Origin of the sequence: Nocardiopsis sp. NPDC006938, assembly GCF_042869555.1 — a bacterium.
Taxonomy (GTDB): Bacteria; Actinomycetota; Actinomycetes; order Streptosporangiales; family Streptosporangiaceae; genus Nocardiopsis.
Map to the genome: position 1 here is coordinate 154806 of NZ_JBIAGA010000006.1, position 11697 is coordinate 166502.

13 protein-coding genes and 3 tRNA genes are annotated in these 11697 nt (G+C 70.3%); 13 read left to right on the plus strand and 3 right to left on the minus strand.

Going from position 1 to position 11697, the window contains the following annotated elements; genetic code table 11:
• Positions 1-46 precede the first annotated feature (46 nt).
• The 7 genes from ACFYL4_RS11990 to ACFYL4_RS12020 all read left to right on the plus strand — a co-directional run bounded on the left by ACFYL4_RS11990 (position 47) and on the right by ACFYL4_RS12020 (position 5157).
• A complete protein-coding gene (locus ACFYL4_RS11990) occupies positions 47-2152 on the plus strand; it encodes an AAA family ATPase (protein WP_387518277.1) in 2106 nt (701 codons plus the stop codon).
• Positions 2153-2461: 309 nt separating this feature from the next.
• A tRNA-Thr gene (locus ACFYL4_RS11995) sits at positions 2462-2537 on the plus strand.
• Positions 2538-2639: 102 nt separating this feature from the next.
• Positions 2640-2715: transfer RNA gene (locus ACFYL4_RS12000), tRNA-Met, on the plus strand.
• Between the two features lie 101 nt (positions 2716-2816).
• Positions 2817-2981, plus strand: a complete 165-nt coding sequence (rpmG, locus tag ACFYL4_RS12005; RefSeq protein WP_026117477.1) for a 50S ribosomal protein L33 — start codon at positions 2817-2819, stop codon at positions 2979-2981.
• Positions 2982-3140: 159 nt separating this feature from the next.
• Positions 3141-3584, plus strand: coding sequence for a MaoC family dehydratase N-terminal domain-containing protein (locus tag ACFYL4_RS12010; RefSeq protein WP_357760454.1), 444 nt, complete (start codon positions 3141-3143; stop codon positions 3582-3584).
• A 15-nt stretch (positions 3585-3599) separates the two neighbouring features.
• Positions 3600-4028 (plus strand): MaoC family dehydratase, encoded by a 429-nt coding sequence (locus ACFYL4_RS12015; protein WP_357760457.1) that lies wholly within the window; start codon positions 3600-3602, stop codon positions 4026-4028.
• A gap of 58 nt (positions 4029-4086) precedes the next feature.
• Positions 4087-5157 (plus strand): UDP-N-acetylmuramate dehydrogenase, encoded by a 1071-nt coding sequence (locus ACFYL4_RS12020; protein ID WP_357760460.1) that lies wholly within the window; start codon positions 4087-4089, stop codon positions 5155-5157.
• 9 nt (positions 5158-5166) lie between these two features.
• On the opposite strand, the gene ACFYL4_RS12025 is transcribed toward ACFYL4_RS12020, so the two are convergent.
• Positions 5167-5475 (minus strand): hypothetical protein, encoded by a 309-nt coding sequence (locus tag ACFYL4_RS12025; protein ID WP_357760462.1) that lies wholly within the window; start codon positions 5473-5475, stop codon positions 5167-5169.
• Positions 5476-5858: 383 nt separating this feature from the next.
• Here ACFYL4_RS12025 and ACFYL4_RS12030 point away from each other — a divergent pair, with 383 nt between their 5' ends.
• Positions 5859-6452, plus strand: coding sequence for a TMEM165/GDT1 family protein (locus ACFYL4_RS12030; RefSeq protein WP_357760465.1), 594 nt, complete (start codon positions 5859-5861; stop codon positions 6450-6452).
• A gap of 45 nt (positions 6453-6497) precedes the next feature.
• Here the strand turns inward: ACFYL4_RS12030 and ACFYL4_RS12035 are convergent, their stop codons facing one another.
• Positions 6498-7547, minus strand: coding sequence for an adenosine deaminase (locus ACFYL4_RS12035; protein WP_357760468.1), 1050 nt, complete (start codon positions 7545-7547; stop codon positions 6498-6500).
• 269 nt (positions 7548-7816) lie between these two features.
• Between ACFYL4_RS12035 and ACFYL4_RS12040 the strand changes: the two genes are divergently transcribed.
• The 5 genes from ACFYL4_RS12040 to rplA all read left to right on the plus strand — a co-directional run bounded on the left by ACFYL4_RS12040 (position 7817) and on the right by rplA (position 10744).
• Positions 7817-7889 (plus strand) — tRNA-Trp (locus ACFYL4_RS12040).
• 99 nt (positions 7890-7988) lie between these two features.
• Positions 7989-8243, plus strand: coding sequence for a preprotein translocase subunit SecE (secE, locus tag ACFYL4_RS12045; protein ID WP_049569206.1), 255 nt, complete (start codon positions 7989-7991; stop codon positions 8241-8243).
• A 216-nt stretch (positions 8244-8459) separates the two neighbouring features.
• Positions 8460-9269 carry a transcription termination/antitermination protein NusG gene (nusG, locus tag ACFYL4_RS12050; protein ID WP_357760472.1) on the plus strand — a complete coding sequence of 270 codons (810 nt, stop codon included), beginning with the start codon at positions 8460-8462 and terminating at the stop codon, positions 9267-9269.
• Positions 9270-9550: 281 nt separating this feature from the next.
• Positions 9551-9979 carry a 50S ribosomal protein L11 gene (rplK, locus tag ACFYL4_RS12055; RefSeq protein WP_357760475.1) on the plus strand — a complete coding sequence of 143 codons (429 nt, stop codon included), beginning with the start codon at positions 9551-9553 and terminating at the stop codon, positions 9977-9979.
• Between the two features lie 87 nt (positions 9980-10066).
• Complete coding sequence (rplA, locus tag ACFYL4_RS12060) at positions 10067-10744, plus strand: 50S ribosomal protein L1 (RefSeq protein WP_357760478.1); 678 nt, start codon at positions 10067-10069, stop codon at positions 10742-10744.
• An 80-nt stretch (positions 10745-10824) separates the two neighbouring features.
• Here the strand turns inward: rplA and ACFYL4_RS12065 are convergent, their stop codons facing one another.
• The gene (locus ACFYL4_RS12065; RefSeq protein ID WP_387518278.1) at positions 10825-11670 is read right to left on the minus strand and encodes an LppX_LprAFG lipoprotein; all 846 of its coding nucleotides are present in this window, start codon (positions 11668-11670) and stop codon (positions 10825-10827) included.
• Between the last annotated feature and the right edge of the window lie 27 nt (positions 11671-11697).

The window sequence follows — 11697 nt, forward strand, 5'->3', positions numbered from 1 at the left end:
CCCGTCCTGTCCTACTCTGCTGGTGCAGGTTCGATAACGGAGCGGGGTGGCGAAGGTGACTCGGGGACCCGAGGCGGACACACGCACAGGACGGGACGGCCACGCGGCCGCGTCCCAGACCGAGGACCCCACCACCAAGGCCCTCCTCGACGCCCTGGCGGTGTCGGGGCTGCCCGAGGAGGTCCGTGCCTGGGTCGGGGCCGCCGTGTGGGGCGAGGAGGCGCTGGAGGCCCTCCTGAGGGGTGAACACGTCCCCGGGCTGGTGCCCGAGGGCGATCCCGAGCCCTCGCCCGGACGGGTGCGCCGCGCCTACCTCACGGGTATCCGCGTCCAGGGGTTCCGGGGCATCGGCCGCCCGGCCGACCTGACCTTCTCGCCGGGGCCGGGACTCACCGTGATCGTCGGCCGCAACGGTTCCGGCAAGTCGAGTTTCGCCGAGGCGGCGGAGGCCGCGCTGACCGGCCGCAACCCGCGCTGGGACGCCATGCCCACGGGCTGGCGCGACGGATGGCGCAACCTGCACTACGACGAGCGCACCGAGGCGACCGTGGACATCCACATCGCCGGTGACCCCGGCCCCACCCGGATCAGCCGCCGCTGGACCGGGGAGAGCGTCCGCTCGGCGCGTGGTGAGGTCGTGCACCCCGGCGGCGAGGTCTCGCCGCTGCGCACCCTCGACTGGGGCGAGAACCTGGTGCGCTACCGCCCCTTCCTCTCCTACGACGAACTAGGCCGTACCGTCACGGGACGCGCCGCCGAGCTCTACGACACCCTCACCGCCCTGCTCGGGCTCACCGGGCTGGCCGAGGCCGAACGCCGACTGGCCAAGGTCTGCGACGCCCTCGTCCGGCGCCGTGAACGGCCCTCACGGGAGATCCGCCCCCTCCTGGAGGTCCTGGGCGCCTCCGGCGACCCCCGGGCCGCGCAGGCCGTCGGAGTGCTCACCGCGCCCTCCATGGACCTGGAGGCACTGCGCCGGGTGGCCGCCGACGACGGCCCCAGCGACCCCGCCCTGCACGTGGTGCTGCGCCGCCTGCGCCGCCTGGCCGTTCCCGAACGCACGATCATCGCCGACGTCGTGAACGAACTGCGCGGCGCCGCCATGGAACTGGCGATGGCCGCCGGGACGAAGGGCGACCACGCGCACGGTGTGGTCCAGCTCCTCGAACAGGCGCTGGAGCACCACAAGCGCCACCCCACCGAGACCACCTGCCCCACCTGCTCCGCCACCGGGGCGCTGGGCGCGGACTGGGTGCGCCGCGCCAACGCGCAGCTGCGCGCGCTCCGCCCCCAGGCCGCCATTGCCTCCTCCGCCCACGACCGCGCCACCGCGGCGCGTGACCAGGCCCGCTTCCTGCTCTCCCCGGTGCCGTCCTGGCTGCCACCGGAGAGCGAGCTCGGCCAGGTCTGGGCGCTCTGGGAGTCCGGTTCCGACATCGAGGACCTCGGTGAGCTGGCGGAGCACATCGAGTCGGTGGGCCGCAGGCTCCGTGCGGCGGCGGTCAGCGCCCGCCGGGACGCCTCGGAACGGTTGGAGGACCCCACCGAAGGGTGGGCGGAGCTCGCGGAGCGACTCGCCTCCTGGTTGGACGACGCCCAGGACGCCGTGGCCGCGAGCGAGACCCTGGGTGCGGCGGAGGCGGCCCTGAACTGGCTGGCGGAGTACGCGCGCGGCGTGCGCGCGGAGCGGCTGGGCCCGGTGGCCGCCCAGGCCGAGCAGGTCTGGTTCCGGCTGCGCCAGGAGCGCCACATCGACCTCCAGGGCATGCGGTTGATCGGCCGGGGGGCCCGCCGCCGGGTCGAGGTGGACGTCACCGTCGACGGGGTGGACGACCAGACCAGCGCGCCCGGGCTGCTCAGCCAGGGCGAGTTCCAGGCGCTGGCGCTGTCCATCTGCCTGCCGCGCGCCCTCGTGGACGGCAACCCCTTCGGGTTCCTGCTGCTGGACGACCCGGTCCAGGCGATGGACACCGAGACCGTGGAGGGGCTGGCCGCGGTCCTGGCGGAGGTGGGGCGGCACCGGCAGCTCATCGTGTTCACGCACGACACCCGGCTGTCGGACGCCCTGCGCAGACTGGGCCTGCCCGCCGACATCCGCACGATCAACCGCGACGCGATGTCCAACGTCTGGCTGGCCGAACCGAACGGCTGAGGTCCGGCACGGCTCCCGAACACCGGCCCCCGAGCACCGGGGGCCGGGTGCACGGCGTCACATCGGCGGCCTTTTTCGAGCCGCGCTCCGGAGGGTTCCGAGTGGCCTGGGGCGCGATCAAACCCCTGCTGAGCAGGGGTTTTCGTGTGTTCCGGGGTGTACGGGGGAGAGGCCTGGCGCGGTGCTCCGCGGGCCCCTGCGGGGGTGCCCGGCGCTCGATGTGGCAGACCACCCCCGAACCCCTGTATAGTCGTGTTCAGCGCAAGGGGGCAACACCCCCGGGGCGGACGAGAGAAAGTCCCACAGCGCGCCCCTTTAGCTCAGTCGGCAGAGCGTCTCCATGGTAAGGAGAAGGTCTACGGTTCGATTCCGTAAAGGGGCTCCACCACTTGACGAGGTTCCGGTCCACTCAGGTGGGTGGCCGGTGGAACTTCACCGGCCTTGACAGAGGGACATCCGCGGTAGGATGTCCTTCCGTTCTGATCGGGGCGGGGTAGCTCAGTCGGTAGAGCAAGCGGCTCATAATCGCTGTGTCGTCGGTTCAAGTCCGGCCCCCGCTACCAACCCGCTGACCCCTGAGGCCCAGTACTCAGGGGTCGTTGTGGGTCTCCAGCAGTGTTCAACTGCGCCCAGGTAATGTCTCCAGCGAGAAAGGCACTCCGAAGTGGCTGCCACAGACGTGAGGCCGAAGATCACCCTGGCCTGCCAGGAGTGCAATCACCGGAACTACATCACGCGCAAGAACCGTCGGAACACCCCCGACCGTCTGACGATCAAGAAGTTCTGCCCGAACTGCCGCAAGCACAACGACCACCGCGAGACCCGCTAGGTTCTCCAGGTCCGTCGTCCCCGGCAGGGAGCGGTCGGCTTCTCGTAGACTCCAGCCCGGTGAGCACTTCGCTCACCGGGCTTTTGTTATTGCTGACACGGGCGGCGGGCGCAGGCCCCGGCCGGTTCGTGAGCGCACACCGCACAGGAGAGACAGAGCGTGGCGATCAACCCTGACTACCTCGGCCGGGAGTACCCCGCGCCCGAGGCCTACGAGGTGACGCGCGGCAAGATCCGCGAGTTCGCCGAGGCGATCAACGACCTCAACCCGGTCTACCTCGACCGTGCCTCCGCCAAGGCCCTCGGGTACGCCGACGTCATCGCCCCGCCCACCTTCCCGGTGATCCTCGGCATGGCCGGTTCCGCGCTGGCCCTGTCCGACCCGGACCTCGGGGTCGACTTCTCCCGGGTTGTCCACGGCGACCAGAGCTTCCGCTACAGCCGTCCGCTCCAGGCGGGCGACGTCCTGAGCACGGTCACCCGCATCACCGACATCAAGGCGCTGGGCGGCAACGAGCTCATCACCATGGAGACGGTGGCCGAGGCGGCCGACGGCGAGCACGTGGTGACGGCGGGCATGATGCTCGTCGTCCGGGGTTCCTAGGAAGCGGGGAAGACAGTGAACAGGATCAAGCACGCCGACGTCGAGGTCGGCACCCAGATCCCCGAGCGGACCTTCCCGGTCCGCCGACTGGACCTGGTCCGCTACGCGGGCGCCTCGGGTGACTTCAACCCGATCCACTGGAACGAGCGGTTCGCCAAGTCGGTCGGGCTTCCCGACGTGATCGCGCACGGCATGTTCACGATGGCCGAGGCGGGCCGGGTCGTCACCGACTGGACCGGGGACCCGGGCAGCGTCGTCGACTACGCGGTGCGCTTCTCCGCGCCGGTGGTCGTCCCGGACGACGACCAGGGCGCCGAGATCACCGTCAGCGGCAAGGTGAAGGCCAAGAACGACGACGGCACCGTCACCGTTCTGCTCACCGCCCGCTCCGGCGGCGCCAAGGTCCTGGCCAAGGCCTCGGCCGTGGTCCGTCTGGCCCCGTAGCCCGGCCGCACCGGCCCGCCCGCACCCGCGTTCGTTCTCTCCGCAAGAGGTATGCCCCGTGTCCACGATGCTCGCCGACCACACCACCCTCGGCCTGGGCGGCCCCGCCAAGGCCTTCCGGACCGCCAGCTCCACCGACGAGCTCGTCTCGTTCGTCAGGGAGGCCGACCGCTCGGGTGAGCGCGTGCTCGTGCTCGGCGGAGGCAGCAACCTGGTCGTCGCGGACGACGGGTTCCCCGGCACGGTGGTCCTGGTGGCCTCCCAGGGCGTCACCACGGCGCCGGGCGGCACGGACCCGGAGACGGGTGAGGAGGTCGTCCTGCTGAGGGCGGACGCGGGCGTGGAGTGGGACCCGCTGGTGGAGCGGACCGTGGCCGAGGGGCTCAACGGCGTCGAGTTCCTGTCCGGCATCCCCGGCCGGGTGGGCTCGACCCCCATCCAGAACGTGGGCGCCTACGGCCAGGACGTGAGCCAGACCGTCCGCGAGGTGCTGGTCCTGGACCGCGCCTCCGGCGAGCTGGTCACGCTCTCCAACGCCGACTGCGGCTTCACCTACCGGGACAGCGCCTTCAAGGGGCACGACCGGTACGTGGTCTGCGAGGTCGTCTTCGAGCTGCGCCGGGGACCGCTGAGCCGCCCCGTCCGCTACGCCGAGGTGGCCCGCGCCATGGGCGTGGACGCGGGGGAGAGGGTGCCCCTGGAGCGGGCGCGCGAGGTCGTCCTCGGCCTGCGACGGGGCAAGGGCATGGTGTTGGACCCCGCCGACCCGGACACCCGCAGCGCGGGCTCGTTCTTCACCAATCCGGTGCTGTCGCCCGAGGAGTACGCGGCCTTCCGCGAGCGCGCCGTCGCCCGTCTGGGCGCGGACGCGGAGGTACCCGGGCACCCCGACGACGCCGGGAACGTGAAGCTCTCCGCGGCCTGGCTGATCGACCGGGCCGGGTTCACCAAGGGGTACGGCGACGGCCCCGCCCGCATCTCGGGCAAGCACACCCTGGCCCTGACCAACCCGGGCGGTGCCACCACCGCCGACCTCCTGGACCTGGCCCGCGAGGTGCGGTCCGGGGTCGAGGCGGCCTTCGGGGTGCGGCTGGTGAACGAGCCCGTGATGCTCGGCGTCAGCCTCTGAGACCCCCGGTCACCACCCGTACGGCGACAGCGCTCCCTCGAACTCCTTCACACGGTCGGCGCACATCTGGTCGAGCCCGATGACGAGGAGTCCGGGGTCGCCGCCCTGGTCCATGTAGTCGTCGACCCAGGCGTCAGCGCTGTCCGCCGCGCACGCGGACTCGGTGGCTCGGGTGACGGCGTCCATGTCGGTCACCCGCTCGCCGTAGGTCTCGATCGTCTCCCGGTGCGCGTTCTGGTCGTAGGGCTCTCCGGCGCAACCGACCAGGAACAGCGCGGCCGTGAGCGCGCTCACGGCGAGGGGTGTCTTGCGGACCACGTGGGAGCTCCTCGTGTCGGGGAATGTGTCCCCTAGACGCGTGAGACAGGATGCCGGTTGCCACGAAACTCCTGGTCAGCGGGGTGTCACCACTGGTGACTGTTCGGCCAAGAAATAAGTTGGGCGCCGCCAACTCCGTTGTCTGGCCTTCCTGATAAAACAATTAGCGCAGTCGACAAATTGCCATGTGAATTCGTTCTGGTAATGTCGTGACTGTCGAAGGGGAGTAGTCCCCAATGTGCGCGGTCGACATACTGGACACGTCGTCCCGGCCGTGTGAGCCCAGCTCAGCGGGCGGACGAGACCTTTGACCCGGTAGGAATCGACCGGGTTGAAGGGGCGTTCTCCGCCTCCTTCTGCCCATCACGGACAGCGGGAGAACCATGTCAGCATTTCTCGTCGGCCTCGGCGTGAGCGCCGGTGCCATCTTCATCGCCGAAATGGGCGACAAGACCCAGTTGGTCGCCATGTCCCTGGCGACCCGCTACCGCGCCCTCACCGTCATCCTCGGCATCACCGTCGCCACCGCCGTGGTGCACCTGGGCAGCGTGTTCATCGCCGAGGTCCTCGGCGCGGCCATCCCCACCGACTGGCTCACCCTCGCGGCCGGGGCCGCGTTCCTCGTCTTCGGGCTGTGGACGCTGCGCGGCGACGAGATGACCGACAAGGACGAGGAACGCGCCGCCTCCCGCCGCATCCGGTCCGGCTTCATGACCGTGTTCGTGGTCTTCCTCGTCGCCGAGCTCGGCGACAAGACGATGCTCGCCACCATCACCGTGGGTACGCAGTACCACTGGCTCCCGGTGTGGCTGGGCTCCACCGTCGGCATGGTCGCCGCCGACGCCATCGCGATCGCCATCGGCGCCGTGCTCGGCAAGAAGCTTCCGGAACGCGCCATCCGGATCGGCGCCGCCGTACTGTTCTTCGTCGCGGGAGTCGCGATGCTGGGCCAGGGCGCCTGGATGGTCCTGGCCTGAGCGCCCCCACCGGGGGCGCCGCCATCCGGTCAGGCCTTCACCCGGTCAGGCCTCCACCGGCTCCGGCTCCCCCGCCAGCCAGTCGTCCACCCCGGCGAGCAACTGCTTCTTCAGGGAGTCGGGGGCGCCCGAGCCGCGAACCGACATCCGGGCCAGGTCGGCCAGCTCGGTGTCGGTGAACCCGAACACCTCCCGGGCGATCCGGTACTGCTCCACGAGGCGGGGGCCGAACAGCAGGGGGTCGTCGGTCCCCAGGGCGATCGGGGCACCGGCCTGGTAGAGCCTGCGCAGCGGGACGTGGCCGAGCTCCTCGAACACGCCCAGGCCCACGTTGGAGGTCGGGCAGACCTCCAGGGTGACCTCCTGGGTCGCGATGCGCTCCAGCAGGTACGGGTCCTCCACGGCGCGCACCCCGTGCCCGACGCGGTCGGCGTCCAGTTCGTCCAGGCACTCCCGGACACTGCGGGGCCCGTTGAGCTCCCCGCCGTGGGGCGTGGAGAGCAGGCCCGCGCGCTTGGCGATCCTGAAGGCCGCCTCGAACTCCCGGGCCCGGCCCCGGCGCTCGTCGTTGTTCAACCCGAAGGAGACCACCCCGCGCCCGGCGTACTGCGCCGCCAGGCGGGCCAGCGCCCGGGCGTCCAGCGGGTGCCGGGTGCGGTTGGCGGCCACCATGATGCCGATCGCCACTCCGGTCTCGCGTTCGGCGACCCGGGCGGCGTCCAGGATCAGCTCCAGGGTCGCGGTCAGCCCGTCGAAGAGCGACGCGTACCCGCTGGGGTCCACCTGGATCTCCAACCAGCCCGAGCCGGCGGCGCGCTCGTCCTCGGCGGCCTCCAACAGCAGGCGGTGGATGTCCTCCGGGCGGCGCAGCACCGAACGCGCGACGTCGTAGAGGCGCTGGAAGCGGAACCAACCGCGTTCGTCGGTGGCCCTGAGCTTGGGCGGCCACTCCTTGACCAGGGCCTGGGGCAGGTGCACGCCGCGCTCCTCGGCCAGCTCCACCAGGGTGCCGTGGCGCATCGATCCGGTGAAGTGCAGGTGCAGGTGGGCCTTGGGCAGCCGATCCAGTCGGCGAGCGGTGGTCGGTGTCTCCATGAACCAAGCCTGCCGTATCGGGGGCACCGGGCGTGCCAGGAATGACCAACACCACAGCACGAGGCGCGTCGCGGCGGCGGGGCGGGAGGGGCCCGGCGGATACCAGGGAGGGGCACCGGCGCGCGGACGGCGGGATACCGGTTTGTCCACCGCCGTGCCGAGGGCGTACACTCTTCCGCGTCGGCCGGTCGCCGTGCGGGCGTCACATTCCGCCAGGGGTGTGCGACAGCACTCAGGACCGGCTATGGTGGGGAACGCAGTTTCCGCTAAGGGCAGTGGCTCAATTGGCAGAGCACCGGTCTCCAAAACCGGCGGTTGGGGGTTCGAGTCCCTCCTGCCCTGCAAGTCCGCGCGTGGTCGGGGTGGCGTGTACGCCGCCCCGGCCGCGAGGGCGACGGAACTACGGGGATACGAAGCAACCCGCGACCCTAAGGACCCCAGGTGACTCAGACTGACGCCGACGCGAAGCCCGACAAGGAGCCGAAGCGTCGTACCGGTCCGGTGACGTTCACCAAGCAGGTCGTCGGAGAACTCCGCAAGGTCCGCTGGCCCACGCGCAAGGAGCTGGTCACCTACACCATCGTCGTGATGGTGTTCGTCGTGATCGTCCTCGCCTACGTCTCCCTTCTCGACTTCGCCTTCGGCGAGGCCGTGACCTGGCTCTACGGCACCTTCGGCCGTCCCGCCGGCGCCTAGCCCCGGCCCTCCCGGCGCCCCGTGGGCGCCGCTCGACGGTGGCCGTGTCCACCCTCACCCGGTTCCTCCCGGTCGGCTCCGTCCGGCCACGCTCGTCCGCGCGTTGGTCCCGCCTCGCCCGGAGAGACCGTAAGCTGGCAGGACTGGGTTCGACGCACGGCCCGTTTTCGGTGTGCGTCGCACGCACTAGCGCATCCGACGAGAGAAAGAGCAGCCGTGTCCGAGTCCCCACTGACCTCTGACGACTTCCCCGAAGAGGAGCCGGATCAGTCGTCGGCGGAAGAGACCGGCCTGGCGGGCGAGCTGTCCGAGGAAGCGGTCGAGCCGACCGACGCCGACAGCCCGGAGCTGGCCGGCGAGGCCGACGAGAGCACCGAGGACGCCGACGAGGCCGACGCGGAGCCCGAGCTGCCCCGTCTCGACCCCGTCGAGGAGTTCCGCAACGAGCTGGTCCTGCTGCCCGGCGACTGGTACGTCGTGCACACCTACGCGGGCTACGAGAAGCGGGTCAAGGCCAACGTCGAGAGCCGCACCCAGTCCCTCAACATGGAGGAGTACATCTTCCAGGTCGAGGTGCCCGAGCACGAGGTCACCGAGGTCAAGAGCGGCAAGCGCCAGCAGGTCACCGAGAAGGTCCTGCCCGGCTACGTCCTCGTCCGCATGGACCTGACCGACGAGTCCTGGTCGGCCATCCGCAACACCCCCGGCGTCACGGGTTTCGTGGGCCTGTCGAACAAGCCCGCCCCGCTGAGCCTGTTCGAGGTCGCCAAGCTCCTGGCGCCCGAGCCGGAGGTGGAGCCCGAGCAGGCGCAGCAGGCCAAGGCGTCCGGCGGCGGCTCCGAGACCCGCTCCGACGTGGCGTACGAGGTCGGCGAGTCCGTCACCGTCATGGAGGGTCCGTTCGCGACCCTGCCCGCCACCGTCAGCGAGATCAACGCGGACACCCAGAAGCTCAAGGTGCTGGTGTCGATCTTCGGTCGCGAGACCCCGGTGGAGCTCTCGTTCAACCAGGTCGCCAAGATCTGATCCCCGTGGGGCCTTCCCCACGACCCGCCCGGACCACTGTCCGGGCGACGTAGACTTGGTGGGTCCGTCCTTCGCGGGACGGGCCCACTGTCGCGCTGTCCCGCCCGGGTGCGAATCCGGGCGGAACGCGCTCCGGTCCGTCCGGTCCCGACGGTCCGTGACACCGTGCCTCCGGCACGGACAGCCTCCTTCGGCAGCGGTTCCACCGCGGTCCCCGTGGCCCGTGGCTCCGTGGGGGAGGCAGGGACGGCACACAACGCAGATCAGGCAAAGGACCCGATATGCCTCCGAAGAAGAAACTTGCCGCACTCGTCAAGGTGCAGCTGCCCGCCGGTCAGGCGACCCCGGCGCCGCCCGTCGGTACCGCGCTCGGTCCGCACGGCGTCAACATCATGGACTTCTGCAAGCAGTACAACGCTGCTACGGAAGCCCAGCGCGGCAACGTCATCCCCGTCGAGATCTCCATCTACGAGGACCGTTCCTTCACCTTCGTCACCAAGACGCCCCCGGCGCCTCGGCTGATCCTGAAGGCCGCCGGGCTGGACAAGGCCGCCACCGACCCGGGTCGCAGCACCGCCGGTTCGATCACCGCCGACCAGGTCCGTGAGATCGCGCAGACCAAGCTGCCCGACCTCAACACCGACGACATCGAGGCCGCGTCCAAGATCGTCGCCGGCACCGCCCGCTCGATGGGCATCGAGGTCAAGTAGCTCCCCTCGGGGTAGCTCGACGGCAAGAACCACCGTGGCAGGGCCAGGCGCTGGCCCTAGGACCACACGTTCCCGTAGGAGAACAGCGTGAAGCGCAGCAAGAACCACCGCAAAGCAAACAACCTGGTGGACCGCGACCGGCTCTACAGCCCCGCCGAGGCTCTGAAGCTGGCCAAGGAGACCACCTCCGTCAAGTTCGACGCGACCGTCGAGGTCGCCCTGCGTCTGGGCGTCGACCCGCGCAAGGCCGACCAGATGGTCCGCGGCACCGTGAACCTGCCGAACGGCACCGGCAAGACCGCTCGGGTCCTGGTCTTCGCGACCGGTGAGCGTGCCGAGCAGGCTCGTGCCGCTGGCGCCGACATCGTCGGCGACGACGACCTGGTCGAGAAGGTCCAGAACGGCTTCCTCGACTTCGACTCCGTCGTGGCCACCCCGGACCTCATGGGCAAGGTCGGCCGTCTGGGCCGCGTGCTCGGTCCGCGTGGCCTCATGCCGAACCCCAAGACGGGCACCGTCACCCCGGACGTGGCCAAGGCCGTGACCGAGATCAAGGGCGGCAAGATCGAGTTCCGCGTGGACCGTCACGGGAACCTGCACTTCATCATCGGCAAGGTCTCGTTCGACGAGCCCAAGCTGCTGGAGAACTACCAGGCCGCGATCGACGAGGTCAACCGCCTCAAGCCGTCCGCCGCCAAGGGCCGCTACATCAAGAAGGCCGTGGTCACCACCACGATGGGCCCGAGCATCCCGCTCGACGCCTAGGGTCTTCGCGGTCCTCGTGTGACACACGAACGGCCCCCGCCTCCTCAGGGAGAGCGGGGGCCGTTTCGCGTGTGCGGCGGTTACACGGTGCCGATCTCGTCCTCGGACGGGAGGTCGAAGGCGGTCGATCCGATGGCGGAGAACTCCATCGCGATGTCGGCCTCGTCGTCGGAGAACTCCATGCGCATCGGGAAGCCGTCTCCGTCGATCCACAGGGTGACGTCGAGCGTCCCGGCGATGTCGCTGCCGACCAGGTCCTTGACCGCGCGGGCCTGCTCGGGGTCGAGCTCGGCCAGGTCGTCGTTGGTCATCGAGCCGGACACCACCGTGGTCTCGATCCCGTCGACCTCCTCGGTACCGGTCTCCTCGGCCTGCTCCAGGGCGGCGAACGCGCCGGCGAGCTCGGGCAGGGACTCGATGTCGAAGAACTCGTCCGGGTCCTGGTCCATGCTGGCCTCGTCGGTACGGAGCCAGGGGCTGTCGCCCTGGAGGCCGTGCTGGTCGGCGACCAGCGGGTCCTGGCCGGGCTGGAGGATGACGATGAAGGTGCCCAGGTCGTCGGCGGTGACGCCCTCGGGGGCCTCGCCGCCGAGGGACATCAGCTCCAGCATCATCTCGCCGAGGAACGGCATGGACATGGTGGTCTGGACGGCCTCGGGGTCGTCCATCACCTCGTAGACCATGTCCATCGAGATGTCGCCCAGCTCGGGGTCGGGCATGTTCAGGTCGAGGCTGAGGGTGTAGTTGGTGATGTCGTCGGTGTTGTCACCGAGGCTGCTGAGCAGCTCCTGGAGACCACCCTTCTCCTCTGTCTCCTCGGAGGCCTCGACGGTGGTCTCGTCGGCCGCGTCGTTACCGCAGGCGGTGAGGGCGAGGGCCAGGGACAGGGAACCGGCGGCGACCACGGCCGGGGTGCGCGTCTTCACGGGGGATCATTCACTTTCTCGGTGGAG